Source organism: Microbacterium fluminis, assembly GCF_051549805.1.
GTDB lineage: Bacteria > Actinomycetota > Actinomycetes > Actinomycetales > Microbacteriaceae > Microbacterium.
Genome location: NZ_CP196042.1, coordinates 2,153,945 through 2,179,560, shown reverse-complemented (window position 1 = coordinate 2,179,560; position 25,616 = coordinate 2,153,945). Strand labels below are relative to the sequence as shown.

The window sequence follows — 25,616 nt, the reverse complement described above, 5'->3', positions numbered from 1 at the left end:
GGTGAGCCAGTCTATCCGCGACCCGCTCAGGTGGACTCGGCGAATTCCATCAGCCGGGAGGTGCGGCGGGTGAAGGCGAAGGAGCCCGCCCACAGTCCGACGACGAGGACCGCGACGCCGACCCCGACCCCGCCCCACAGCGCGGTCATGGCCTCGCCGAGGTCGACGGTCAGCGCCCGCCAAGCCCACCACAGTGCCGGCACACTCAGCAGCAGCGCCCCGATCAGCACGACGCCCTGCGTGATCGCGCCGCCGGAGCCGACCCGCTGAGGCTGCTGGAAGGGACTGTCTCCGGGCCGGGCCACCGCATACGGGGCGACCGCGGAGGCGATCGACGACAGGCCGAGGCCGCTCAGGAACAGCGACGCGCAGACCCCGACCATCGCGGGCAGCAGCGCCCAGCGACCGTGTCCGGCGATCACGAGCGGAATGGCGATGGCCAGCACCGGCACCGCGATCAGGAGCACCGGCACGAGGCGCCCGACGCGATCGGAGATGCCGCGCACCCCGCTCGCGATGTGCATCCACACCGCGCTCGAGTCGTAGGCGAGGTCGTTGTGCGGCAGCCATCCGAAGAACAGCGCGGCGATCGGAACGGGAACCAGCACGGCGTACTCGAAGGGGACCCCCGCGATCAGCAGCGGCACGATCGTGACGGCGGCGGCGACCGGCACGGCGATCACGTTGACGATGTAGCGGCTGTCGCGCAACCAGTAGACGAGGCTGCGCGCCGCGATGCCACCGCCGGGCGTCCCCGGGGCGACGGCGAACCAGCCGAGCCCGCCGCGCTCGCGCACCGTGACAGGGCGCTCCGTCGAGGTCAGCACATGACGCACGAGAAGCGCCCACAGCGCTCCGAGCACGGCGACCGTCAGCAGGGCGATCGCCAGTGCTCCCCAGACCTCGGCGGCGCCGGGCGAGACGAGCTCGGACGGGATCGCCCACGCCGCGCCGAGCGGAGTGAGGGCGAGCACCGACACGACCTGCCGCAGCGCCGGCGGCACGGCGCCCGCCCACTCGAGCGAGGCGAGGAACACGCCGACGGGAACGACGACGACGAGCACCGCGAGAACGAACACGCCGGTCAGCTCGCGCGAGCGCCGTTCGCGCAGGAAGGCGGCGGTGAGCGCCATGCTGACGCGGGCCAGCAGCGAGCAGGTCAGGATGCCGAGCACGACCGCGATCGCGCCCGCACCCCAGGGCACACCGTGCGCGTCCCAGACGAGCACCAGGCAGACCCCGAGCGCGATGAGCACGACCATGGGCACGCTCATCAGGCCCGCCACACCGAGCACGGCGGCCAGCGGGGCGGGGGGGAGTCCGAACACGACGAACCGCCGCGGATCGAGCGGATCGGAGGTCCCGGCCAGCACCGGTGCGATGGCGAAACCGAGCGTGACGGCCGCGCCGCCGAGCACCGTGACGGTCTGAGCGACGGGGGCCGAGGCATCCCGCAGCGACAGCAGCCCCCAGCACGCGACCATGGTTCCCGCCAGCAGCGCCACCAGGCCGACGGTCATGCGGGCGACGTGCCCGGGGTCTCCGCGCAGGGCGCCGAGCAGCATGGCGATCCTCAGTCGGAGAACGTGTGCAGCCACTCGAGGCCCTCCACGTCGCCGAGACCGCCGGCGAGTTCGATGAACCGCTGCTCGAGGGTCAGCTCGCCGCGCACCTCGTCGATGGTGCCTTCTGCCAGCACCTGACCGCCGACGATGACGGCGACACGGGAGCACACCCGCTCGACGAGGTCCATTCCGTGGCTCGAGAGGATCACGGTGCCGCCGTGGGCGACGTACGTTCCGAGGATGTCGAGGATGACCGCGCTGGAGACGGGATCGACGGCCTCGAACGGCTCGTCGAGCACCAGGAGCCGTGGCGAGTGGATCATCGCTCCGGCGAGCATGACCTTCTTCGCCATTCCGGCGGAGTAGTCCGACACGACGCGCCCGAGCGCGTCCGTGAGGTCGAAGGCGCGGGCGAGGTCCACCGTTCGCGCCTCGACGACCGACGGCGCGAGACCTCGGAGGATGCCGTAGTAGTACAGCAGCTGGCGGCCGGTGAGCCTGTCGAACGTGCGCAGCCGGTCGGGCAGCACCCCCATGGCGCGCTTGGCGCCTGTCGGGTCGGTCTTCGCGTCGATGCCGTTGACCTCGATCGAGCCGCGGTCGGGACGCAGCAGGCCCGCGATCATCGAGAGCGTGGTGGTCTTGCCGGCGCCGTTCGGACCGACGAGACCGTAGAAGGCACCTTTGGGGACGGTGAGGTCGATGGCGTCGACGGCCCGCGTATCGCCGAAGATCTTGGTGATCCCGCGGACGCGCAGCACCGCGGTCGCGACGTCGGCAGCGGTGTCGACGGATGCCTCGGGCTCCCGCTCGCCCGTCCTCACCGCGGCGACGGCGACGGATTCCTCGTCCACGGAACGGTCGGCGACGAGTTCGTCGTCGACGGCGGGCTCATCGACCAGGACGTCGAGGACGGTCGGTTCGCCGGCCGAGACGTCTTCGGCCGATTCGTCGGTTACCTCGACTTCGGGCTCGACGGTCTCGGGCTCTACGGTCTCGGGCTCGGACTCCACGGCCTCGGGTTCCACGACCTCGGGCTCCACGGCCACAGGCTCGGGCTCAGCAGCCTCGGGCTCGACGGGCTCAGCGACGTCGGGCTCGATGGCGATCTCGGGCTCGAGAGTCTCCGGCTGGACGACCGCGACGTGCGCATCCCCCGCGGGCTCGATCGACGTCGGCTCGAGGGCGTCGGCGGACGCCTCGGCGGGGGCGACGAACCGGACCGGCAGCGGCGGCTTCGGCGGGATGATCAGCGCGTCGGCGGGCGCTCCGATCTCGACGTCCTCTGCCGCGGGCGCCACGGGCTCGGCCTGAAGGGTGGCGGTCTCCGACTCGGGCGGAGCGACGATGTCGGTGTCGGTCGCCTCGACGATCTCGGGAACATCGGCGACGAGGTCGGCGGGCAGGGGCGGCGGCGGTCCCGGGTCGCGCGGCGTCGCGGGCGGCGTGGTGGGGGTCTTCGCCCGATTCGATGCCGCGGTACCGCGCGGCGTGGCCGGCTTCTTGGCCCGACTCGCGGTGGTCCCGGAGGTCGTGGAGCCACTCGCTGCGCCCGTGGCGCGCGGTGCGCGCGGAGTCCGCGGCGTCGTCGTGCGTGGCGTCGTCGTGCGTGGCGTCGTGGTCCGCGGTGCACGAGGAGCGCGCGGCTTCTTCGCGGGTTCGACCGTCGGCGTCTCGGGCGCGGAATCGGCGGGAGCGGCATCCCGGGAGGCGGCCGCCTGATCGGCCGGAATCCGTGGCTTCGGGGGCAGCTTCACGATCGGGGAGCCGTTCTCGGACGCACCCTGATCGTGCCCGTCGTCGCGGAAGGGCTCCTGTGGCACCGGCAGGGAGGCTGTCACTGAACCAACCTACCAAGCCGTCCGGGAAGCGACAGCGAAACGTGCTCGAAGCGTCACCGATCCGCGCGACGTAGGATCGGATCGATGGCTGAGAAGGTGCACCGCATCCACTCCCTCCCCGACGACGCGCCGTGGGCGGGTGGGCTTCCTCCGGCCGGATCCGATGAGCACCCTCGCATGATCCGCGCGCTCGATCGGGTGATGGCCATCCAGCGTCCGGTCGTCGTGGCGCATCTGCGCAGCATCCGACTGCGCCATCCGGAGGCGAGCACGACCGACATCGTGCGCACCCTCGAGCGGCGCTACCTGACCGCCGTCACCACGGGCGGCGCCGCGGTCGGCGCCACGGCCGTCGTACCGGGGATCGGCACCGGCATCACCCTCGCGCTGAGCGGCGTCGAGACCGTCGGATTCCTCGAGGCGACCGCCCTGTTCGCCCAGTCGGTGGCCGAGGTGCACGGCATACCCGTCGAGAATCCCGACCGTGCCCGCGCCCTCGTGCTCACCCTCATGCTCGGCAAGGAGGGCATCGACCTCGTCGCGCAGCTCGCCGGGCAGGCGGCGGGCAAGGGCGTCACCCGGGACCGCTACTGGGGCGAGCTCATCACCAAGACACTCCCCCGCGCCGCGGTCGGTCCACTCGTCGACCGCCTCAAGTCGGCCTTCGTCCACCAGTTCGCCGCGCGCGGCGGTGCGTCGTTCCTCGGCAAGGCGCTTCCGTTCGGCGTCGGCGCCGTCGTCGGAGGCGCCGGCAACCACGTGCTCGGCAGGCGCGTGCTCACCAACTCGCGACGGGCGTTCGGGATGCCTCCGGTGCAGCTTCCGGCGGACCTCGAGCCGCGTCCGGGAGCCCGCCGGATCGAGAGCTCTGCCGGAGTCGGACTCCGCACCGCCGGAGGCCTCGTGGCCGGCGGAGTACGCAAGGGCGCCGCCGCGGTGGGCGGCGCGGGGAAGCGCGTGAGCAAGGCGATCACGCCCTCCCGCCGTCGCCGCGACGACGCCGATCCGGCGGACGCCGCCGATGGCGGAGCATCCGCCGACCCGACGGCCGGTCACGACCCCGGATGATGCCGCAGAACCGGTCGTGACACGGCCTCCTCCGCGACGGTAGCCTCGGCGCGAGAGAGAGCGAGGGCGCCGTGGTCACATCCGACGAGCGGCCGCATCTGCCGCGCGAGTTCCCCGCCGTCGAGCCCGAGCCCGAGCTCGAACCCGACCCCGCGAAGCCGGCGCCGCGCGGTGAGAAGCGACCGCCGCGCGCCGAGCCCCCGCCGCGCGGCACCGCGACGCCGGCGTTCTCCCTCCCGGGCGTGCCGACCACGGTGTCGCTCGTCACCGACTCGGTGATCACGCGACCGCTCGCCGAACGGATGGCCTCGGCCGCCGGCGACGAGCCGATCGGCATCGTGGTCGAGCTGCGCACCGACACCGGCATCTCGGCCGCCGAGGCCGTCGGCGAGCTGACCGCCGCGCTCGTGATGGCCACACGGGGACGACGCGACGTGCCGCAGCCGTGGACCTCCGGCACGTACCTCATGGCCGCGCTGACCGCCTCCGAGATCCTCGAGCTCGTGCGGGTCGACGCCGAGAAGGGTCGGGCGATGGGCGCCGGACGTCAGCAGGCCAAGACCGCACCGCGCAGCTTCATCGATCGCATCTGGCCGAACTTCGAGGTGCGCGCCACGATCCACCGCTCGGTCGTGACGACCAAGGCCGACGCGGCGGTGCGCGCGTTCGACGCGACCGGTGACGGCATCGTGTGGGCGGTGATGGACACGGGGATGGATGCCTCGCACCGCCATTTCGCCACCTACGAGACCCTGAACCTTCCCGACGGCATCGCGCCGCGCAGCTTCGTGCCGGGCACGACCGACGCCGATGCGCTGCGCGACCCCAACGGCCACGGCACGCATGTGGCGGGCATCATCGCCGGCGGGCAGACGGTCGGTCCCCGCAGCAAGCCGATCTGCGCCGCCACCTGGTATCGCACGGCCGAGGGCGAGACCGGCGTGCAGCGGGTCGAGCTCGACCGCATCAGCGGGATGGCGCCGCGCACCAAGATCCTGCCGATCAAGGTGCTGCGCGATGACCGCACCGGCGACCTCGCGTCGCTGCTGGAGGCGCTGCAGTACATCCAGGACCTCAACCGCGGCGGCCGCGACCTCGTGGTGCACGGCGTCAACCTGTCGCTGGGCTACCCGTTCGACCCGTCGTGGTTCGCCACCGGGCTCTCGCCCGTCTGCCGCGAGGTCGACCGGCTCGTCTCCGACGGGGTGTGCGTCGTGGTCTCGTCGGGCAACACCGGGTTCGGCGCGGCGCGCGACTCGGCCGGGCGGGAGATGCGGCTGGGGTTCGGCATGACCATCAACGACCCCGGCAACGCCGCCCGCGCCATCACGGTCGGATCGACCTCGATCAAGCCGTACTCGACCGGTGTCTCGTACTTCTCCTCCAAAGGTCCGACGGGCGACGGGCGATTGAAGCCCGACCTCGTCGCCCCCGGCGAGCGCGTGGTGAGCGCGGGGGCGGGCGAGCTGCTCGCCAAGGCGCGGGAGGGCGTGCGGCTCGGTCCCGGCGAGAAGAAGACCGACATCACCTACGTCGAGGACTCGGGCACCTCGATGTCGGCTCCGCATGTATCAGGAGTGGCGGCGGCGTTCCTCTCCGTGCACAGGGAGTTCATCGGCAAGCCCGACGACGTCAAACGCATCCTGATGGACTCCGCGAGCGACCTCGGTCGCGAGCGCACGTTCCAGGGCCGCGGTCTCGTCGATGCGATGCGGGCCATCCAGAGCGTCTGAGCACGACCGACCACGACGAAGGGCACGACGATGAAGCTGCCGTACACCGAGGTGGAGTTCGACGAGAAGGGCGGGATGCCGCATCCCGACCAGGTGCGGGAGGCGGCATCCGTCGTCCGGGACGAGAACGCGACCGACGTGATCGTGCTCTCGCACGGCTGGAACAGCACGTTCGCGCAGGCACGCGATCTGTACACCCGCATCGTCGAGTCGATCGCGGGGGTGCGCGGCGATGTCGCGGGCGCCGGTGATCGCCGGTTCGTCGTCGTCGGTGTGCTGTGGCCGTCCATCCGCTGGGCGCCGGACGAGGGCTCCGGCGCGGGGGCGGGCGTCGACGACGACGCGGCGACGCTGGTCGCCGAGATCCGCGAGCGGGTCGAGGATGCCGCGATCGCGGCCCGCCTCGAGGTGCTCGTGCCGCGGCTGGAGACCGACTCTGACGCGCAGACCGAGTTCGTCGAGCTGCTGCGTTCCACGCTCCCCCGCACGACGAAGGGAGAGGACCGTTCGGCGTTCGAAGCGCTGAAGACCTCCGACCCGGCCGACGTGCTGATCGCCGCCCGAGGCGCCGCGGACGACGACGCCGCCCCCGCGGCGGTGGGCGGCGCCGCCGACATCGACCCGGCCGGTCTCGCCCCGCTCGAGGACGGCGGGGGTGCCGGGTTCTTCGACAGCCTCATCGGCGCGGCGCGCAACGTCCTCAACATCACCACCTACTACACGATGAAGGAGCGCGCGGGGACGGTCGGTGCGAAAGGCATCGCCGAGCTGCTCGAGCAGCTGCACGCCGCCGTCGGAACGGCGCGTCTGCATCTGGTCGGCCACTCCTTCGGCGGGCGGGCGGTCACCGCCGCCGCGCTCGCCAGCGATGCCGCGGTGTCGTCGCTGTCGCTGCTGCAGGCCGCGTACAGCCACTTCGGCATGGCACGGGACTGGGACGGTGCGGGGGCGAACGGCATGTTCGCCGACGTCCCGGCGAAGGTGCGCGGGCCGATCGTGGTCACGTTCACCCACAACGACAAGGCCGTCGGGATCGCCTACCCGGTGGCGTCGCGCCTGGCCCGGCAGATCGGCGTCGGTCTCGGCGACGAGAACGACCCGTACGGCGGCATCGGACGCAACGGCGCGCTCAAGACCCCCGCGTCGCTGCCCGCCGCGACGCTGCTCGACGTCGGCGGCGACTACGACCTGCAGTCCGGGCGGGTGTCGTCGCTGCGTGCGGATGCGTTCGTGTCCGGCCACTCCGACATCACCGGGCGCCAGGTCGCCTACGCCGTACTGTCGGCGGTGTCCGCCCCCGCTCCCTGACCCTCCGCGTCGGCCGGCGCGCACGACCGGGCGCACAATGGAGTCATGGGTCTTTTCGCATCCCGTCCCGAGGAGCCGAGCGAGTGGGCGGGCATCCCGTCCGAGCCGCGGGAGGTGGACTCCGTCGCCGACCGGCTCGATGCGCCGGTCGGCATCGGCATCGACGGCATCTCCACCGGCGAGTCCGTGCAGAGCATCCTCATCCCGATCGCTCAGACCGTCGAGGTCGCCGAGCCGCCGACCACCTCCGGCGAGGGCGACGACGACGACGAACGCGACGCGGCGACGGGCGCGCCGGAGTGACCGCGGCCGTTGCGGTCGTGCTCTTCGCCAACGCGGTCTTCAACGCCGTCGCGTCGCCGCAGTTCCTGCGTCGAGTGGCGAAGGACCCGAGGGCGCGGGATGCCGCGGGCCGGGCGACCCCGTTCCTGCGCGTGCACGTCATGCTCGTGACGATCGCGCTCGTGCTCGCCGCGGCATCCCTGGCCGGCGGCATCCTGCTCCTCGCCGCCGGCTGAGACGCACCCCGAAGGGGCGGTCGCGACCCGCCTTACTCGTGCTGGGGGAAGCCCAGGTTCAGGCCGCCGTGCGAGGGGTCGAGCCAGCGTGAGGTGACCGCCTTCTCCTGCGTGAAGAACTCGAATCCGTGTGCGCCGTACGCCTTGGAGACCCCGAACAGCGAGTCCTTCCATCCGCCGAACGAGTGGTACGCGACGGGCACGGGGATGGGCACGTTGATGCCCACCATCCCCACCTGCACCTCACGCTGGAAACGCCGCGCGGCACCGCCGTCGTTGGTGAAGATGGCGGTGCCGTTACCGTACGGGCTGCCGTTGATGATGCCGAGGCCGTCCTCGTAGCCGTCGACGCGCACGATAGACAGCACGGGGCCGAAGATCTCGTCGCGGTAAACCGACGACGACGTGGGCACGCGGTCGATGAGCGTCGGACCGAGCCAGAACCCGTCGGGGTCGCCGTCGAACTCGTCGTCCCGTCCGTCGACGACCACCGTCGCCCCGTCGGTCGTCGCCACGTCGATGTAGCCGGCGACCTTGTCGCGGTGCGCGCCGGTGATGAGCGGGCCCATGTCGGTGCCCCGCGTGCCGTCGCCGGTGCGCAGCGTCGCCATCCGCTCCTTCACCCGGGCGATCAGTGCGTCGGCGACGGAGTCCACCGCCAGCACGACCGAGATGGCCATGCAGCGCTCCCCCGCCGAGCCGAACCCCGCATTCACGGCGGCGTCTGCGGCGAGGTCGAGATCGGCGTCGGGCAGCACCAGCATGTGGTTCTTCGCGCCGCCCAGGGCCTGAACACGCTTGCCGTGCGCGCTGGCGGTCTCGAAGATGTACTTCGCGATCGGCGTCGAGCCGACGAACGAGATCGCCCGCACGTCGGGGTGCACCAGCAGCGCGTCGACCGACTCCTTGTCGCCGTGGACGACGTTCAGCACGCCGTCGGGCAGACCCGCCTCGGTCATGGCGGCGGCGAGCCAGTTCGCCGCGGACGGGTCCTTCTCCGACGGCTTCAGCACCACGGCGTTGCCCGCGGCAATCGCGACCGGGAAGAACCACAGGGGCACCATCGCGGGGAAGTTGAACGGGCTGATGATGCCCACGACACCGAGCGGCTGCCGCAGCGAGTACACGTCGACGCCTGTGGAGACGTTCTCGGAGTAGGCGCCCTTCGTGAGGGATGCCGCGCCGCACGCGAGCTCGACCACCTCGAGGCCGCGCGCGATCTCGCCGAGCGCGTCGGCGGTGACCTTGCCGTGTTCGGACGTCAGGATCGCCGCGAGCTCGTCCTTGCGCGCGTTCACGATCTCGCGGAAGGCGAACATGACGGTCTGGCGCTTCGCGATCGAGGCGTCACGCCATCCGTCGGCGGCGCGGCGCGCGACGGCGACGGCCGCGTCGACATCGGCGGTGGAGGCCATCCGCACGTTCTTCTGCACGACACCGCGCGCCGGGTCGTAGACGGGGGCCGTCCGGGTCGAGTCCCCGGCCCATGGCTTCCCGCCCACCCAGTGGTCGAGGGTCGCGAGGCCGGCGTCCGTGGGAGGCGGTTCGACGGTGCGGGTGTCGGTCATGGTGCTTCCTTCCTCGGATGCCGGTGCCTCCGGCATCCGTCCGCGGAGCGTCCCTCGTGGGGTCTGCCCCGTTCCGCGTGCCCGATCACGTCGTCGTCATCGAGAGCGCGCGGGCCCAGGATACGCTCCCGCGGCCGACGGCCGCCGCGTGACCGGAGCGCTCACGCCTTCGCGGTCACGGCGTCGGCGAGCGCGGGGATCACGGTCTCGCCGTAGACGCGCAGCGTCTCCTCCTTGTTGTCGTGCTGGAGGTAGCCGGCGAACTGGTCGACGCCGAGGGCCTTGAGCTCCTGGAGCTTGGCGATGTGCTCCTCGGCGGTGCCGAGCAGGCAGAAGCGGTCGACGATCTCGTCGGGCACGAACGACGCGTGTGTGTTGCCCGCGCGTCCGTGCTCGTTGTAGTCGTAGCCCTCGCGCGCGGCGATGTACGACGTGAGCGCCTCCGGCACGGCGCCGTGCGCGCCGTACTTGGCCACGATGTCGGCGACGTGATTGCCGACCATTCCGCCGAACCACCGGCACTGCTCGCGCATGTGCGCGCGGTCGTCGCCGATGTAGAACGGCGCCGCGACGCAGATCTTGACGTCGGCCGGATCGCGGCCGGCCGCCTCCGCGGCGTCCTTCACCGTCCGGATCATCCAGCGCGCGATGTCGATGTCGGCCAGCTGCAGGATGAACCCGTCGCCGACCTCGCCTGCGAGCTTCAGCGCGAGCGGACCGTACGCGGCGACCCAGACCTCCAGGCTCGACCCGCGACTCCACGGGAACTGCAGCGTCGCGCCGTTGTACTCCACGGCGCGGGAGTTGCCGAGCTCGCGGATGATGTGGATCGACTCCCGCAGCTCCTTCAGGGTCGTGGGCTTGCCGTTCGTGACGCGCACCGCGGAGTCGCCGCGGCCGATCCCCACGATCGTGCGGTTGCCGTACATCTCGTTGAGCGTCGCGAAGACGGATGCCGTCACCGTCCAGTCCCGGGTGGCAGGATTCGTGACGAACGGCCCGACGGTCACACGACGGGTCTCCGCGAGGATCTGGCTGTAGATGACGTACGGCTCCTGCCACAGCAGGTGCGAGTCGAAGGTCCACACGTGCGAGAACCCGTGCTGCTCGGCGAGCTTCGCCAGCGCGATCGTGCGCGATGCCGGCGGGTTGGTCTGCAGGACGGCTCCGAAGTCCATCGATGCGCTCCGTTCGCTGGTGCCGGTCAGAGGAGGTACTGCGACAGACCGCGCTTCAGGTAGCGGCCGTGGCCCGGAGCACCGTGGTACTCGCCGCCGTCGACGATCACCCGGCCGCGCGAGAGCACCGTGTCGACGTGCCCGTCGATCTCGAATCCCTCCCACGCCGAATGATCCATGTTCATGTGATGGGTGCGGCCGGCGCCGACGCCGATGGAGGTGTGCCCGTTCGGGTCGTAGACGACGATGTCGGCATCCGCGCCCGGCTGGATCACGCCCTTGCGCCCGTAGATGCCGAACATGCGCGCGGGAGTCGTGCTCGTCAGCTCCACCCACCGTTCGAGGCTGAGCTCGCCGGTGACGACGCCCTGGTACATCAGGTCCATGCGGTGCTCCACCGAGCCGATGCCGTTGGGGATGGCGCGGAAATCGTTCCGGCCGAGCTCCTTCTGACCCTTCATGCAGAACGGGCAGTGGTCGGTCGAGACCATCTGGATGTCGTTGGTGCGCAGGGCCCGCCACATGTGGTGCTGGTGCCCGTCCTTGCGGCTGCGCAGCGGCGTGGAGCACACCCACTTCGCACCTTCGAACTGGCCCCACTCCTCGCTGAACCCGCCGAGCTGCTCCTCGAGCGACAGATACAGGTACTGCGGACACGTCTCGCCGAAGACGTTCCAGCCCTCGTCCCGCGCCCAGGCCAGCTGCTCGACGGCCTGCTTGGCGCTCACGTGCACGACGTACAGCGGCGCGCCGGTGACGTTCGCGAGCATGATCGCTCGGTGCGTCGCCTCCTCCTCGAGCTGCCAGGCGCGGGCGATGCCGTGGTAGTACGGCGCGACCTTCCCGGCATCGGCCAGCTGCGCAGCGAGCACGTCGATGGCGGGACCGTTCTCGGCGTGCATCATCGTGAGCATGCCGGTCTCGCGTGAGACCTGCATCGCCCGCAGGATCTGCGCGTCGTCGGAGTAGAAGACCCCCGGGTAGGCCATGAAGAGCTTGAAGCTCGTGATGCCTTCGTCGACGAGCCCCGGCATGGCGGCGAGGGATGCCTCGTCCACGCCGCCGATGATCTGGTGGAACCCGTAGTCGATCGCGCAGTTGCCTGCGGCCTTGGCGTGCCACGCGGCCAGACCGTCCTGCACGCGCTCGCCGGTGCGCTGCACCGCGAAGTCGATGATGGTGGTCGTCCCTCCCCACGCCGCGGCGCGGGTGCCGGTCTCGAACGTGTCGGACGCGTTCGTGCCGCCGAACGGCAGCTCCATGTGCGTGTGCGCGTCGATGCCGCCGGGGATGACGTACTTGCCGGTGGCCTCGACGATCCGATCGACGGATGCCGCGACATCCGTCCCCAGAAGCGCGGAGCCGGGTGCCAGCAGCGCCGTGATGGTCTCTCCGTCGATGAGGACGTCGGCCGCGCCGCGTCCCGTGGCCGAGACGACGGTGCCGCCGCGGATGAGGGTGGTGGTCATGGTCTGGGCACTCTCCTTCGCTGCTCGCCCACCGAGGTCACGGCTGTGCGATCCGCGTGTACGAATCGGGCCGACGATCGCGGTAGAACTGCCAGTCGTCGCGCATCTGGCGCACCATGTCCAGGTCGAGGTCGCGCACGAGCAGTTCCTCGTGCGCGCTGGATCCGCGTTCGCCGACGAAGTTCCCGCGCGGGTCGATGACCTGACTCGTGCCGTAGAAGTCGACGGCGAGGTCGCCGTACTCGTTGTCCTCACGCCCGACCCGGTTGGGCTGCAGCACGAAGTAGCCGTTCGCCACCGCGGCGCACGGGCCCTCCACCTCCCACAGGCGGTTGGAGAGGCCGGGTTTGGTCGCGTTGGGGTTGAAGACCATGTGGGCGTCGGCGAGGCCGAGCTCGCGCCAGCCCTCGGGGAAGTGCCGGTCGTAGCAGATGTACATCCCCACCCGCCCGACGGCGGTGTCGAACACCGGGTAGCCGAGGTTGCCGGGGCGGAAGTAGAACTTCTCCCAGAAGCGGTCGAGGTGCGGCAGATGGTGCTTGCGGTAGATGCCGAGGATCGATCCGTCGGCATCGACCAGCACGCTCGAGTTGTAGTACACCCCGGTGCCGGCCTCCTCGTAGATCGGCAGCACCATCACGGTGCCGAGCTCCTTCGCGAGCGCGGCGAAGCGCTGCACGATGGGCCCGTCGGCGGGCTCGGCGAAGCGGTAGTACTTCTGATCCTGCGTGATCCCGAAGTACGGCCCGTAGAAGAGCTCCTGGAAGCACACGACCTGCGCACCCTGGCTCGCGGCATCCCGCGCGAAACCCTCGTGCTTGTCGAGCATCGACTCCTTGTCGCCCGTCCAGGTGGTCTGCGTGATGGCCGCTCGCACGATCGCCATGTCGTCCCCTCCGTGTCGCCCGATGGGCCGAACGTACACGCGGCGCGGGCCGCGGCGCTATGGCCGCATACAAGGTGGAAGCGCTTGCATTCCACGTCTCGACAGCCGGATGAGCCCGGCTTAGCCTCGTCGCATGGACAGCACCTTGGCGTGTCTGGCGGGATGGATGCCTCGGCAGCGGTGGTACGCGGCGAAGGGCCGCACCCCGGCTCTGCGATTCGTCGCCTCGTGGGATCTCGCCGTTCCCGAGCCCGACGTGCGGGTGCGCACCCTCCTCGTCGTGGACGAGGGCACCCTGCCGCCGGCGCTCTACCAGGTGCCGATCGTCGAGCGTCCCACCGCCGACGTCGCGGCGGACGCCCGCGGGGTCATCGGCAGCCCGGAGCCGGGGACGACCCTCCTGGACGGTGCGGCCGACCCGGCGTACACCTCCGCCCTGCTGCACCTCGTCGCCCGGGGCGGCCGCGGCGAGGGCGTGCGCACCGTCGTGACGGGCGTGCCGGCGGCATCCGCTCCTGCTCTCGGGCCGGAGCACGTCGCGCGCGTGCTCTCTGGCGAGCAGTCGAACACGTCGATCATCTACTCGCCCGACGCTGCGGGGACCCCGGTGATCTGCAAGATCTTCCGGCAGGTGCACCCCGGCCTCAACCCCGACATCGAGCTGCAGACGGCTCTGGCCGACGCCGGCTCACCCTATGTGCCGCGGGCCATCGGCTCGGTGCACGGCGAGTGGCCCGACCCGGAGCACGGCACGGCCATGACCGCGGGGTCGCTCGCGTTCGCCCAGGAGTTCCTGCCGGGGGTCGAGGATGCCTGGCGGGTCGCGCTGCGGGCCGCGGCGGCCGACGAGGACTTCGCCGAGCGCGCGGCCGCGCTGGGCGCGGCGACCGCGGCCGTGCACCTCGACCTCGCCCGTCTGTTCCCCACGCGATCCGCCGATGCCGAGGATCGCGAGCGCCTCACCCGCGCGTGGATGCACCGGCTCCTCACCGCCATCGCGGAGGTGCCCGCGCTGGCGGGATACCGCGACCGGATCGTCGAGGCGTACGGCCGGGCGACGGATGCCGCGTGGCCCGACCTGCAGCGCATCCACGGCGACTACCACCTCGGGCAGGTGATCCAGGTCCCCGAGCACGGCTGGGTGCTGCTGGACTTCGAGGGCGAGCCGCTGCGTCCGATGGCGGAGCGGGTACGCCCGGACCTCGCTCTCCGCGACGTCGCCGGGATGCTGCGGTCGTTCGACTACGTCGCGGGGTCGATCCGCCTGGATCAGCCCGACCGCTCGGCCGACGGCGTGCGCGCGTGGGCGCTGCAGGCCCGCACGGCCTTCCTCGAGGGCTACGGTGCGAGCGCATCGCCCGACCCCCTGCGCGACGCGCTCGAGCTCGACAAGGCCGTCTACGAGGCGCTCTACGAAGCGCGCAACCGCCCCACCTGGGTGCCGATCCCGCTGCGTGCGATCGAACGGCTGCTGCCGGCCTGAGCCGCCGGCGCCCCGGCCGGCGCCGGACCGGGAACGACGAACGCCGCCCCGCGGATCGCAGGGCGGCGTTCGACCGGATCCGTCGGGCTACTGCGCGAGAGTGCCGAGGGTCACGTCGGCGGTGAGCGTCTTGCCGCCGCGGACGTACTTCACCGTGGCCTTGCCGCCGGCGGGCAGGGCGCGCACCTGAGCCGTGAGGTCGGTGGCGTCGGTGATCGGCACACCGTTGAACTCGGTGACGATGTCGCCCTTCTGCAGTCCGGCGTTCGCGGCGGCGCCGCCCGCGGTGACGTCCTGGATGGAGGCGCCGGTGATGGTCGCACCCTGGACGGTCGCCGCGGCGGTCACCGAGGCTCCGAGCAGGCCGTGCGTCGCCGAGCCGTTCGCGATGATCTCGTCGGTGACGCGCTTGACGACGTCGGACGGGATCGAGAACCCGACGCCGATCGAGCCCGCCTGGCTGCTGGAGGACGACCCGCCGGCGGTGGCGATGGCCACGTTGATGCCGATGAGCTTGCCCTGCCCGTTGACCAGCGCGCCGCCCGAGTTGCCCGGGTTGATCGCCGCGTCGGTCTGGATCACGGCGATCGAGATCGACGACGTGGCCTGCGTCGGCGTGCCCTGACCGGGGATGTCGAACTGGAAGGGGCTGCTCTGGCCGTTGCCCTGGGAGTCGCCCGACTTGGGCGCCGCGGACGAGGCGATCTGGATGGACCTGTTCAGCGCGCTCACGATTCCCGTGGTGACGGTGTTGGACAGTCCGAGCGGAGCACCGATCGCGACGGTCTGGTCGCCGACGTTGAGCTTGCTCGAGTCGGCGAACTCGATCGGGGTGAGACCCGACGCGCCCTTCAGCTTGATCACCGCGAGGTCGTACGTCGGGTCGGTGCCCACGACGTCTGCCGCGAAGACCCGACCATCGGAGGTGGTCACCGAGATCGTGGCGTTGGCCGCGGCCCCGTCGAGCGTGACGACGTGCGTGTTCGTGGCGATGTAGCCGTCTGCGGTGAGCACGACACCCGACCCGGTTCCGCCGGAGCTGCCCGACGACGCCGAGATGGTCACCACGCTGGGGGTGACCTTCGCGGCGATCCCCGTGGTCGCGTTGACCGAGTCCGTGTTGTTGACGGTGACGGTCTGAGGACCGGCGGCCGGTCCCACGGCGGAGGTGCTGAACATGTTCACGCCGGCATACGCACCGCCGAGACCCGCCGCACCGCCGACGAGGGCGGCGGCCACGATGAGTCCGAGCACGGTGCCCGCGCCGACCTTGCGCCGCGGTGCGGTGTCGGTCGTGGCGGTGTGCGCGTGCGGGTCGAGAGGCAGCGTCGGCTGGGTCGGGTGCTGACCCTGGGCGGCGCCGGGACCGAAGGCCGAACCCGTCGCGTACTGCGGGTGTCCCCCGGCCTGCGGGTGCCCGGGCTGAGCGGCGGGTGCGCCATACGGCGCCTGGGGGGCGCCCGCGCCGTGCGGCTGGCCGTAGACCGGGTATCCTGCCTGACCCGGTCGGGCCTGCGGGCCTGGCTGCCATGCGGCGGGCGCCTGCTGCGCGGCGGGCGCCTGCGGGGCGACCGGAGCCTGCGGGGCGACGGGAGCCGCCGCGGACATGGGGGCGACCGGCGAGACCGGCGCCGCGGCCTCGGCCGACGGAGTGGTGGGCGCGGCGGGTGCCGCGTGCGCCGCGGCCTCCTGCACCGGTACGGCGGAGGCATCCGTCTGAGGAGCCGGCGCGGCGTGCGCGTCGGGCGTCGCCGCGTGCGCGTCGGGTGCGGAAGCGGTCGGTGCGTCGGATGCCGCGGGCGCGGCCTCGGGCGCGGATGCTGTGGTGTTCTCGTCCGGGCGGTCGCCCTGGTTCTCGCTCATGAGATGTGCTCCTTCTGCCAAGCGGTCTTCAGACTGTCAACCGATCCTGTTGATTTCCTATGCCGAGGCCCCGCCGAACCTATGCGAGTAGCCTGAGGCCGATGCGAGAGACACCGGGCGCCTGGCGCCGCACGGCGGAGGGCGCGGGTCTGCTTGCCCCGGACGGCACCACTCGGCCGACGATCTTCGCCGAGATGAGCGCGCTCGCCGCCGCCACCGGTGCGATCAACCTCGGTCAGGGATTCCCCGACGAGGACGGCCCAGAGGAGGTGCTCGAGGCGGCGCGTGCGGCGATCGCGGGCGGTGCCAACCAGTATCCGCCGGGGCGAGGCATCCCCGACCTGCGCCTGGCGGTCGCCGAGCATCAGCAGCGCTTCTACGGACTGCAGCCCGACCCCGACAGCGAGGTGCTGGTGACGACCGGCGCCACCGAGGCTCTCGCTGCCGCCCTGCTCGCGCTGGTGGACGGCCCCGACGACGAGATCGTTGTGTTCGAGCCGTTCTACGACTCCTATGCGGCGTGCGTCGCCCTCACCGGCGCGCGGCTGGTCACCGTGCCGCTGCGGTGGCCGGACTTCCAGCCCGATCCGGACGACCTGCGCGCGGCGGTCACCGACCGCACGCGGGTCATCCTCGTCAACGACCCGCACAACCCGACGGGGACCGTGTTCACCGCGGAGGTGCAGGCGGAGGTGGTGCGCCTGGCCGAGCGGCACGACGCCGTCGTGGTCACCGACGAGGTGTACGAGCACCTGGCCTTCGACGCGCCGCACATCCCCATCGCGACGGTCCCGGGCGCGCGGGAGCGCACGCTGACGATCTCGTCCGGCGGCAAGACGTTCGCGACCACCGGCTGGAAGATCGGATGGATCACCGGCCCAGCCGGCCTCGTCGACGCCGTGCTCGCCGTCAAGCAGTTCCTCACCTACGTGAGCGGTTCCCCGTTCCAGCCGGCGATCGCCGCCGGCCTGCGGCTCCCCGACTCGTACTTCGACGGTGCGGCCACGACGATGGCCGCCAAGCGCGACCTGCTCGGTGCGGGTCTCACCGCGGCCGGGTTCGCGGTCTCACGCCCGAGCGGCTCGTACTTCACCGTGGCGGATGCCTCGCCCCTCGGTGCGACCGACGCCGCCGAGTTCTGCCGGCGGCTTCCCGAGCGCGCCGGAGTGGTCGCGATACCGCTCACCGCGTTCGTGACCCCGGCGCATCGAGACCGCTACGCCGGCCTCGTGCGGTTCGCGGCGTGCAAGCGCGTCGAGGTGCTCGAGGACGCGGCATCCCGTCTCGCCGCCCTCGCGTGAGCGCGGAGCGCCGACGACTCAGTCGCGCGGCACCACGCGGAAGCGGCGCAGGCGCAGGGCGGGGTTGACCCGCCGCACACGCTCCACCGCCTCCGGATCCAGATGGGCCACCGCGACATCGGTCGCCGTGCCGATCGCGGCGATCTCGACGCCCTGCGGATCGACGAGCATAGACGCGCCCACGCCCAGGGGCGGCGGGTGGTCGGCGGCCGCGACGAACACCGTGTTCTCGATCGCCCGGGCGTGCAGGAGCGTGCGCCAGTGGTGCTCTTTGAGCGGTCCGCGGACCCACTCCGCGGCGACGAGGATCGCGTCGGCACCGGCATCCGCCAGCGTCCGCGCCACCTCGGGGAACCGCAGGTCGTAGCAGGTCATCAGCCCGAAGCGCATGCCGTCCACCTCGAAGGTCTGCGGCGCGGCGAGCGCGCCGGGCTCGACCCAGTCCGACTCGCGCTGCCCGAACGCGTCGTACAGGTGCAGCTTGCGGTAGGCGGCGACGACACCGGAGCCGTCGACGGCGATCACCGTGTTGCGCACGCGGGCGCCGTCGGTGCCGCGCTCGAGCAGGCCCGCCACGAGGTGGACGCGCAGCCGCGCGGCGAGCGCGGCGAGCGCCGTGGTGAACGGCCCGCCGACCTCCTCGGCGTGCGCGGCGAGCGACGCGTCGAACGGGTCGACGAAGTAACTGGAGTACTCCGGGAAGAGCACGAGTCGCGCGCCGCGCTCGACCGCGCGCTCGGCGAGCTCCTCGATGAGCACCAGATTGGCGGCCGGGTCCGCGGTCGGCGCGAACTGCGCCACCGCGACGGCGGTCATCGCTCCCCCTCGGTGTGGCGGAGGCGTATCACGGCGGGCACGACGATCCACAGCGCCGCGATCAGCGCGGCGAGCGCGGCCACGGCGACCCAGGCCGCGCCCACGTCGAGGACGACGTCGAACACGAACGCCACGACCCCGATGAGCAGCAGCGACACCGTTCCGAGCGAGGTCACCAGGGCGAGGTGCCCGTAGGAGACCACGCGCGGCTTCACCCGCCGGCGGAAGAGCGCCCGGTGCAGCGCCACCGGCGCGAGCGCGACGACCGCGCTGACCGCGGCGAGCACGACCAGTGCGAGGTACAGCGTGCGCTGCCCCGTCGTCAGGGTCGCGAAGGCCGGCTGGAACGCGAGTGCGAGCAGGAACCCCGTGAGGATCTGCGTGCCGGTCTGCAGGACGCGCAGCTCCTGCAGAACTTCCAGCCAATTGCGGTCGGCCCGCTGCACGGCGGTCTCGTGCCGCCCGTCGACCTGGTCGTCGCGCAACTCGGCGCCGCGGTCGGTGGACATGCCCTCATCCTCCCGCCGGACCGAGGAGGCGAGCAAGCCGACGGCGATCGGATGCCTCGATTCGCCCACTCCCGAATCCCGTGCTAGGCTGACTTCTTGTGCCGCGGGGTGGAGCAGCTCGGTAGCTCGCTGGGCTCATAACCCAGAGGTCGCAGGTTCAAATCCTGTCCCCGCAACAGATGAAGAAGGCCCCGGTCCGCCGGGGCCTTCTTCTTTTCCCCGATCAGAGCCGATTCCGATGCGTCGTCAGGCCGGATCGATCGCCGCGCCGAGCTGGGCGATGAAGCGCGCGATCACCCGCAGCTCGTCCTCGGCGTACTGACCGGCGACGCCGCGCATCGCGCCCAGCGTGCGGCCGAAGCTGCGGAAGAACGCCGAGCGCGAGGCATCCGTCAGCACCACCACGCGCGCCCGTCGGTCGTGCGGGTGCGGACGACGCTCGACGTGCCCCGACGCGGTCAGCCGGTCGAGCAGCTTCGTCGTGGACGCGGTGGAGATGCGCAGGTGCCGGGCGACCTCGTGGGGGCTCACCGCCTCACCGCGCTGCTCGCGCATGATGAGCATGCGCAGAGCGGCGAGGTCGGTGGCGTTCATGTCCATGTCGACCTTCATGTCGCCGTGCATGCGGTCCATGGCGTCGCTGAAGGCGCGGATCTCCTGCAGCACGTCGAGCACGGCGGCGTCGTGCGCGCCGCTCGGCACCCACCGTTCCGTCATGTCGACAAGCCCCTTCCGTCCTGCGTAAGATCATTCCACGAGATCGCTAGCTAAACTAGCGAGAGGGAGTTCCGTGGAAGACATCGATCTGGTGGTGCTCCTCGATGACGAGGGGCAGGAGATCGGCACGGCGCCGAAGAGCAGCGTCCACGGCACCGACACGGCCCTGCACCTGGCGTTCTCCTGCCACGTGCTCAACGCCGACGGCGAGGTGCTCGTCACCCGCCGCGCGCTCGACAAGCGCACCTGGCCGGGCGTGTGGAGCAACTCCTTCTGCGGCCACCCGCGACCGGCCGAGCCGGTCATCTCGGCGGTGCGGCGCCGCGCCGAGTACGAGCTGGGTCTCACCTTGACCGACATCGAGCTCGCCCTCCCCCTCTTCCGCTATCGCGCCACCGACGCGAGCGGCATCGTCGAGCACGAAGTGTGCCCGGTGTACCTCGCGCGCACCGACGACGAGCCGGTGCTCAATCCCCTCGAGGTCGTCGACGCTCAGTGGGTCGACCCGCGCGACCTCGGCGCCGCACTCGACGCGACCCCGTGGGCGTTCAGCCCGTGGCTCGTGCTGCAGTCCGAGCAGCTGCACCTGTTCGGGCGCGAGAGCATTCCCCACCGACGGGCCTCATGATCTCCCTCGCCGCCGACCCTGCCGCCCGAGACGGGATCGATCGCGAGATCGCCGCCGCCCTCGAGCGCATCCGCGCGCGGGCGATCCCCCTGGGGGACGGGGCGAGCGCCCTCGCGGCGGCCATCGGACGCGCGGCCGGCGGCGGCAAGCGGTTCCGCCCCGCGCTCGTCGTCGCGGCGTTCTCCGCGTTCGGCGGCGACGCCTCGCGCGCCCCGTCGGCCTACCGGGTGGGCGCGGCGTTCGAGCTGCTGCACACGGCCTTCGTGGCGCACGACGACGTCATCGACCACGACACGGTGCGCCGCGGTATCCCCAACGTCGGCGGGGAGTTCCGTGCCCGCGCGCGGGCCGGAGGAGCGGATGCCGCAGGGGCGGCGCTCCTCGGCGATGCGGCGGCGATCCTCGCCGGAGACCTGCTGCTGCACGAGGCGGAGCGGCTGGTCTCCCTCGCGGAGGTCCCGGCCGAGGTGCGCCGGGAGCTGCTCGACCTGTTCGACGACGCCGTGTTCGTCTCGGTCGCCGGCGAGCTCGCCGACGTGGAGAACGCGGTGTGCGCCGCCGATGCCGACCCCGAGGCGCTCATCGACGCCGCACACAACAAGACCGCCGTCTACTCCTTCACCGCACCGCTGCGCGCAGGCGCGGCGCTCGCCGGACGCTCGTCCGACGTCGCCCCGGCCCTCGATCGGTTCGGCGGCCGCCTGGGACTCGCGTATCAGCTCGTCGACGACCTCATCGGCGCGTTCGGATCGAGCTCGCAGGCCGGCCGCGACGCCGGCGGCGATCTGCGCGAGGCCAAGCAGACGCCCCTGGTGGCGCTGGCCCGCGAGACGGAGTCCTGGGCTCAGGTGAGCTCGGCACTGGCCGTCGCGCACACGGGACCCATCGCGGTGCGCGAGGCTCAGCGCATGCTCGCCGAGTCGGGGGCGCGCGACGATCTGATCGCCCTCGTGCATCGCACGCTCGACGACGCCCGATCGGCCGCCGGGGACGCGGCGCTCCCCTCCCGCGTGCGCACGCTTCTGCGCGGCCTCGCCGACGCCGTGCAGGAACGCATCCCATGAGCCGCGAGCCCACCGGCCTCGCCCTCTACGACCGGACGGCGAGGGATGCCGCCGCCGCTGTCATCGCGCGCTACTCGACCTCGTTCGGCCTGGCGTGCCGCATGCTGGGCCCGCGCGTGCGGCCGCACGTGCGGAACGTCTACGCCCTCGTGCGGGTCGCCGACGAGATCGTCGACGGTCCCGCGGCCGCGGCCGGGCTGAGCGTCGAGGCGGAGCGCTCGGTGCTCGATGATCTCGAGGCCGAGACGGCCGCGGCGATCGAGCGCGGGTTCAGCGCCAACCTCGTGGTGCACGCGTTCGCCGGCACCGCGCGGGAGTGCGGGATCGGTGCGGACCTCACGGCTCCGTTCTTCGCCTCGATGCGCACCGACCTCACGCGCTCGGCGCACGACGCCGCCTCGCACGTCGCGTACGTCTACGGTTCGGCGGAGGTGGTCGGGCTGATGTGCCTGCAGGTGTTCGTCAACGCGGGGGCGCAGCATCCGTCCGCCGCGGATCCCCGTCTCGTCGACGGCGCCCGCAGACTCGGCGCCGCGTTCCAGGACGTGAACTTCCTGCGGGACGAGGATCACGACGCCGGCGGCCTCGGCCGCGACTACCTGGGCTTGGACGGCACACCCGCCACGCGCGACGCGGTTCTGGACCGCATCGATGCCGACCTCGCCGCCGCCGCGGCCGTGATCCCCGACCTGCCCCGCGACTGCCGTCGGGCGGTCACCGCGGCGCACGACCTGTTCGCGGCGCTGTCGGTGCGGCTGCGGCGCGACCCCGCACCGGGACGGCGCGTGCGCGTGCCCGATCCGGTGAAGGCCGCGATCGCGGCCCGTGCGCTGGCCGGGCGCCCGCCGCGCCGACGTCCGGCGGACGCCCGATGAGCCGCCGCACCGTCGTGATCGGCGGGGGGATCGCGGGCCTGGCGACCGCGGCCCTCCTGGCGACCGAAGGCGACCGCGTGACGGTGCTCGAGGCGCGCGACGCGCTCGGGGGGCGCGCCGGGTCGTGGGAGCGCGACGGCTTCCGCTTCGACACCGGCCCGAGCTGGTACCTCATGCCGGAGGTGTTCGACCACTTCTTCCGGCTGCTGGGCACCTCGGCCGAGGCCGAGCTCGACCTCGTGCCGCTCGACCCCGCGTACCGCGTGTACACCGAGCACGGAGACCCGGCAGACCCCGTCGACGTCGTCTCGGGACGCGCGCGCTCCACGGCGCTGTTCGAAAGTCTCGAACCGGGCGCGGGCGCCGCGCTCGACGCCTACCTCGATTCGGCCGCCGACGCGTACGAGCTGTCGATCACGCGCTTCCTCTACGACACCTACGAGACCACCGCGGGCCTGCGCGACCCGGCGCTGCTGCGGCGACTCCCCCGCCTGGCCCCGCTGCTCACGCGATCGCTCGCATCGCACGTCGACCGGCGCTTCCGCGACCCGCGGCTGCGGCAGATCCTCGGCTACCCGGCGGTGTTCCTGGGCGGCTCGCCGTTCGGCGTGCCGAGCCTCTACCACCTGATGAGCCACCTCGACCTCGACGAGGGCGTGCTGTACCCGCGCGGCGGCTTCACCGCGGTGATCGCCGCGATCGAGCGGATCGCCCGCGCGCGGGGGGTCGAGATCCGCACGGGTGCACCGGTGGCGGAGATCATGACGGATGCCTCCGACACGGCCATCGGAGTGCGGCTCGCGCGCGGAGGCGTGGTCGAGGCCGACCTCGTCGTCTCGACGACCGACCTGCACCACACCGAGACGGCTCTTCTGCCCGAGCGGCTGCGCACGTACCCGCAGTCCTGGTGGGACAGGCGCACGCCCAGCCCGGGCGCGCTCCTCATCCTCCTCGGCGTCGAGGGGCCCCTGCCCGAACTCGCACACCACACGCTGCTGTTCGCCGACGACTGGCGTGAGAACTTCGACGCGATCTTCGGCGACTCCCCGCGCATCCCCGACCCCGCATCGATCTACGTGTGCCGACCCAGCGCCACCGACGACTCCGTGGCCCCGACGGGTCACGAGAACCTGTTCGTGCTCGTGCCGGTGCCCGCCGACCCGTCGATCGGACGCGGAGGCGAGGACGGCGACGGAGACCCCGCGGTGGAGTCGGCGGCCGACCGGGTGATCGCGCAGATCGCCGAGTGGGCGAAGATCCCCGACCTCGAACGCCGCATCGTGGTGCGGCGCACGATCACGCCCGGCGACTTCGCGACCGACCTGCACGCGTGGCGGGGGAACGCGCTCGGGCTCGCGCACACCCTCGGGCAGAGCGCCCTCTTCCGTCCCCGTAACGTCTCCAAGCGCGTCGGCGGTCTGATGTACGCCGGCGGATCGGTGCTTCCGGGCATCGGGCTGCCGATGTGCCTCATCTCCGCCGAACTCGTCGTCAAGCGGCTCCGCGGCGATCGCTCCGCCGGTCCCCTCGCCGAGCCCGTTCCGGCCGAGGCCTGACGTGCCGGGGCTGTACCTCGCCGCCATCGTGGCGTCGGCGATCGGCGTGGCGCTGCTCGACCGCCGTTTCCGCCTCGCCGGGTGGGCATCCCCCGGCCGCACGCTCGCCGCCACCGGGATCGGCACCGCGTTCTTCCTGGTGTGGGATGCGGTCGGCATCGCCACCGGGGTGTTCGTGAAAGGCGGCAGCGCTCTGCTGCTCGGCATCGACCTCGCCCCGCACCTCCCGCTCGAGGAGCCGGTCTTCCTGGCCTTCCTCTGCTACCTCGCCCTCGTGGTCTGGGCCGCCGCGCGACGGCTTCTGGCGCGTCGGGCGGCGCAGGCGTCCGGTCGCAGGCCGCGGGAGTCGGACGCATGACCTACGCCCTGATCGTTCTCCCCTTCGTCGCGATCACGATGGCGATGGTGCTGACGACCGTCCGGCGCCCGGGGTTCGGGCGCCGGACGGCCGCCTCCGCGATCGCGGCCGTCGTCCTGTGCGCGCTCACCGCCGTGTTCGACAACCTGATGATCGCGGCGGGACTGTTCACGTATCCGCCCGAGCATCTCAGCGGACTGCGCATCGGCCTGGCACCCCTGGAGGACTTCTCCTATCCGATCTGCGCGGCGTTCCTCGTGCCGGCCGTCTTCATCCTGCTGCGCAGTCGGCACGCGGGCGGTCGCGGCGTGACAGGCTCGAGGGCATGAGCGCGTCCTCCGCCCTGCGCCCCGGCGCCGTCGTGCGGGAGCTGTTCGTCGCCTCCCGCCCGGTGAGCTGGATCAACACCGCCTACCCGTTCGCCGCGGCGTACCTGGTCACCACCCGGGGCGTCGACGCGACGCTCGTGATCGGCACCCTCTTCTTCCTGATCCCCTACAACTTGGCCATGTACGGCATCAACGACGTGTTCGACTACGAGTCCGACCTGCGGAATCCGCGCAAGGGAGGCGCCCACGGGGCGGTCCTGGACCGGCGGATGCATCGCATCACCCTGTGGGCGGCGGGGCTCGCGTGCGCCCCGTTCCTGGTGTGGCTCCTCGTGGTCGGCTCTCCGCTGTCGTGGGCGGTCCTGGCGCTCAGCATGTTCTTCGTGGTCTTCTATTCCGCGCCGCCGCTGCGGCTCAAGGAGCGACCCTTCGCGGATTCGGTGACCAGCAGCATCCACTTCTTCTCCCCCGCCGTGTACGGTCTCGTCCTGGCCGGCGCGGTCTGGACATGGCAGCTCGCCGCGGTCGTGGTCGCGTTCGCCCTGTGGGGCGTCGCCTCCCACGCGTTCGGCGCCGTGCAGGACGTCGTCGCCGACCGTGCCGCCGACATCTCGTCGATCGCCACCGCGCGCGGCGCCCGGTGGACGGTGTGGTTCGCGCTCGTGTGCTACGCCGCCGCGGGGCTCGTGATGCTGGGGACGGCGTGGCCGGGTCCCCTGGCGGCCGTGCTCGTCGTGCCGTACCTCGCCGCCGTATGGCCGTACCGCGCGGTGAGCGACGAGACGGCCGAGACGGCGACCCGCGGATGGCGGCGGTTCCTGTGGATCAACCAGCTCGCCGGTTTCGGCGTGACGCTGCTGCTGATCTGGTTCTGGCTGCTGACCGCCTGACGCGTCTCGTCTCGTCGCTGCGCTCGCCGCTCGACGACCGGCGGACAGCCGGTCGTCGAGCGAGCGAAGCGAGACGGAACGCGTGTGCAGCGT

Annotated in this window: 24 protein-coding genes and 1 tRNA gene; 15 read left to right on the top strand and 10 right to left on the bottom strand. The window is 72.0% G+C overall.

Features of this window, described 5'->3' with window-relative positions:
- Positions 1-26: 26 nt before the first annotated feature.
- Together ACSJDX_RS10480 and ACSJDX_RS10475 are read right to left on the bottom strand one after the other, a co-directional pair.
- Positions 27-1,565 (bottom strand): hypothetical protein, encoded by a 1,539-nt coding sequence (locus ACSJDX_RS10480; protein WP_438352625.1) that lies wholly within the window; start codon positions 1,563-1,565, stop codon positions 27-29.
- An 8-nt stretch (positions 1,566-1,573) separates the two neighbouring features.
- The gene (locus ACSJDX_RS10475) at positions 1,574-3,388 is read right to left on the bottom strand and encodes an ATP-binding cassette domain-containing protein (protein ID WP_438352624.1); all 1,815 of its coding nucleotides are present in this window, start codon (positions 3,386-3,388) and stop codon (positions 1,574-1,576) included.
- 102 nt (positions 3,389-3,490) lie between these two features.
- On the opposite strand from ACSJDX_RS10475, the gene ACSJDX_RS10470 reads away from it, so the two are divergent.
- From ACSJDX_RS10470 to ACSJDX_RS10450, 5 genes are all read left to right on the top strand, one after another.
- Complete coding sequence (locus tag ACSJDX_RS10470) at positions 3,491-4,474, top strand: hypothetical protein (RefSeq protein ID WP_438352623.1); 984 nt, start codon at positions 3,491-3,493, stop codon at positions 4,472-4,474.
- Between the two features lie 71 nt (positions 4,475-4,545).
- Positions 4,546-6,207 (top strand): S8 family peptidase, encoded by a 1,662-nt coding sequence (locus ACSJDX_RS10465; RefSeq protein WP_438352622.1) that lies wholly within the window; start codon positions 4,546-4,548, stop codon positions 6,205-6,207.
- A 30-nt stretch (positions 6,208-6,237) separates the two neighbouring features.
- Positions 6,238-7,515 carry a hypothetical protein gene (locus ACSJDX_RS10460; protein WP_438352621.1) on the top strand — a complete coding sequence of 426 codons (1,278 nt, stop codon included), beginning with the start codon at positions 6,238-6,240 and terminating at the stop codon, positions 7,513-7,515.
- 45 nt (positions 7,516-7,560) lie between these two features.
- The gene (locus ACSJDX_RS10455; RefSeq protein ID WP_438352620.1) at positions 7,561-7,818 is read left to right on the top strand and encodes a hypothetical protein; all 258 of its coding nucleotides are present in this window, start codon (positions 7,561-7,563) and stop codon (positions 7,816-7,818) included.
- Positions 7,815-8,033, top strand: a complete 219-nt coding sequence (locus ACSJDX_RS10450; protein ID WP_438352619.1) for an SCO4848 family membrane protein — start codon at positions 7,815-7,817, stop codon at positions 8,031-8,033. Before ACSJDX_RS10455 ends, ACSJDX_RS10450 begins: the two co-directional genes overlap by 4 nt.
- 32 nt (positions 8,034-8,065) lie before the next feature.
- Here the strand turns inward: ACSJDX_RS10450 and ACSJDX_RS10445 are convergent, their stop codons facing one another.
- From ACSJDX_RS10445 to ACSJDX_RS10430, 4 genes are all read right to left on the bottom strand, one after another.
- Positions 8,066-9,601 carry a CoA-acylating methylmalonate-semialdehyde dehydrogenase gene (locus ACSJDX_RS10445; RefSeq protein ID WP_438352618.1) on the bottom strand — a complete coding sequence of 512 codons (1,536 nt, stop codon included), beginning with the start codon at positions 9,599-9,601 and terminating at the stop codon, positions 8,066-8,068.
- A 161-nt stretch (positions 9,602-9,762) separates the two neighbouring features.
- Positions 9,763-10,779: a TIGR03842 family LLM class F420-dependent oxidoreductase gene (locus ACSJDX_RS10440; protein WP_438352617.1), complete on the bottom strand. Its 1,017-nt coding sequence runs from the start codon at positions 10,777-10,779 to the stop codon at positions 9,763-9,765.
- A 26-nt stretch (positions 10,780-10,805) separates the two neighbouring features.
- On the bottom strand, positions 10,806-12,248 hold the full coding sequence (gene hydA, locus ACSJDX_RS10435; RefSeq protein WP_438352616.1) for a dihydropyrimidinase: 1,443 nt from the start codon (positions 12,246-12,248) through the stop codon (positions 10,806-10,808).
- Between the two features lie 37 nt (positions 12,249-12,285).
- The gene (locus ACSJDX_RS10430; RefSeq protein ID WP_438352615.1) at positions 12,286-13,134 is read right to left on the bottom strand and encodes a nitrilase-related carbon-nitrogen hydrolase; all 849 of its coding nucleotides are present in this window, start codon (positions 13,132-13,134) and stop codon (positions 12,286-12,288) included.
- Positions 13,135-13,267: 133 nt separating this feature from the next.
- Between ACSJDX_RS10430 and ACSJDX_RS10425 the strand changes: the two genes are divergently transcribed.
- Positions 13,268-14,617, top strand: coding sequence for a maltokinase N-terminal cap-like domain-containing protein (locus ACSJDX_RS10425; RefSeq protein ID WP_438352614.1), 1,350 nt, complete (start codon positions 13,268-13,270; stop codon positions 14,615-14,617).
- Positions 14,618-14,704: 87 nt separating this feature from the next.
- On the opposite strand, the gene ACSJDX_RS10420 is transcribed toward ACSJDX_RS10425, so the two are convergent.
- Complete coding sequence (locus tag ACSJDX_RS10420) at positions 14,705-16,480, bottom strand: trypsin-like peptidase domain-containing protein (protein WP_438352613.1); 1,776 nt, start codon at positions 16,478-16,480, stop codon at positions 14,705-14,707.
- A gap of 101 nt (positions 16,481-16,581) precedes the next feature.
- Between ACSJDX_RS10420 and ACSJDX_RS10415 the strand changes: the two genes are divergently transcribed.
- Positions 16,582-17,781, top strand: a complete 1,200-nt coding sequence (locus ACSJDX_RS10415; RefSeq protein ID WP_438352612.1) for an aminotransferase class I/II-fold pyridoxal phosphate-dependent enzyme — start codon at positions 16,582-16,584, stop codon at positions 17,779-17,781.
- 18 nt (positions 17,782-17,799) lie between these two features.
- On the opposite strand, the gene ACSJDX_RS10410 is transcribed toward ACSJDX_RS10415, so the two are convergent.
- Both ACSJDX_RS10410 and ACSJDX_RS10405 read right to left on the bottom strand, forming a co-directional pair.
- On the bottom strand, positions 17,800-18,597 hold the full coding sequence (locus ACSJDX_RS10410; protein WP_438352611.1) for a carbon-nitrogen hydrolase family protein: 798 nt from the start codon (positions 18,595-18,597) through the stop codon (positions 17,800-17,802).
- On the bottom strand, positions 18,594-19,106 hold the full coding sequence (locus ACSJDX_RS10405) for a DUF6328 family protein (RefSeq protein WP_438352610.1): 513 nt from the start codon (positions 19,104-19,106) through the stop codon (positions 18,594-18,596). Before ACSJDX_RS10405 ends, ACSJDX_RS10410 begins: the two co-directional genes overlap by 4 nt.
- A 102-nt stretch (positions 19,107-19,208) precedes the next feature.
- Between ACSJDX_RS10405 and ACSJDX_RS10400 the strand changes: the two genes are divergently transcribed.
- A tRNA-Met gene (locus tag ACSJDX_RS10400) sits at positions 19,209-19,282 on the top strand.
- 70 nt (positions 19,283-19,352) lie between these two features.
- Here the strand turns inward: ACSJDX_RS10400 and ACSJDX_RS10395 are convergent.
- Positions 19,353-19,823: a MarR family winged helix-turn-helix transcriptional regulator gene (locus tag ACSJDX_RS10395; protein ID WP_438352609.1), complete on the bottom strand. Its 471-nt coding sequence runs from the start codon at positions 19,821-19,823 to the stop codon at positions 19,353-19,355.
- 73 nt (positions 19,824-19,896) lie between these two features.
- Here ACSJDX_RS10395 and idi point away from each other — a divergent pair, with 73 nt between their 5' ends.
- The 7 genes from idi to ACSJDX_RS10360 are packed head-to-tail and all read left to right on the top strand — an operon-like array spanning position 19,897 to position 25,523.
- Positions 19,897-20,451 (top strand): isopentenyl-diphosphate Delta-isomerase, encoded by a 555-nt coding sequence (gene idi, locus ACSJDX_RS10390; RefSeq protein ID WP_438352608.1) that lies wholly within the window; start codon positions 19,897-19,899, stop codon positions 20,449-20,451.
- Positions 20,448-21,515, top strand: a complete 1,068-nt coding sequence (locus ACSJDX_RS10385) for a polyprenyl synthetase family protein (RefSeq protein ID WP_438352607.1) — start codon at positions 20,448-20,450, stop codon at positions 21,513-21,515. The genes idi and ACSJDX_RS10385 overlap by 4 nt, the downstream gene beginning before the upstream one ends.
- A complete protein-coding gene (locus tag ACSJDX_RS10380) occupies positions 21,512-22,390 on the top strand; it encodes a phytoene/squalene synthase family protein (RefSeq protein WP_438352606.1) in 879 nt (292 codons plus the stop codon). Before ACSJDX_RS10385 ends, ACSJDX_RS10380 begins: the two co-directional genes overlap by 4 nt.
- Positions 22,387-23,946 carry a phytoene desaturase family protein gene (gene crtI, locus ACSJDX_RS10375; RefSeq protein ID WP_438352605.1) on the top strand — a complete coding sequence of 520 codons (1,560 nt, stop codon included), beginning with the start codon at positions 22,387-22,389 and terminating at the stop codon, positions 23,944-23,946. The genes ACSJDX_RS10380 and crtI overlap by 4 nt, the downstream gene beginning before the upstream one ends.
- A gap of 1 nt (position 23,947) precedes the next feature.
- Positions 23,948-24,304, top strand: coding sequence for a lycopene cyclase domain-containing protein (locus ACSJDX_RS10370; RefSeq protein WP_438352604.1), 357 nt, complete (start codon positions 23,948-23,950; stop codon positions 24,302-24,304).
- Positions 24,301-24,633 carry a lycopene cyclase domain-containing protein gene (locus tag ACSJDX_RS10365; protein ID WP_438352603.1) on the top strand — a complete coding sequence of 111 codons (333 nt, stop codon included), beginning with the start codon at positions 24,301-24,303 and terminating at the stop codon, positions 24,631-24,633. Before ACSJDX_RS10370 ends, ACSJDX_RS10365 begins: the two co-directional genes overlap by 4 nt.
- Complete coding sequence (locus tag ACSJDX_RS10360) at positions 24,630-25,523, top strand: prenyltransferase (RefSeq protein WP_438352602.1); 894 nt, start codon at positions 24,630-24,632, stop codon at positions 25,521-25,523. Before ACSJDX_RS10365 ends, ACSJDX_RS10360 begins: the two co-directional genes overlap by 4 nt.
- Positions 25,524-25,616 lie beyond the last annotated feature (93 nt).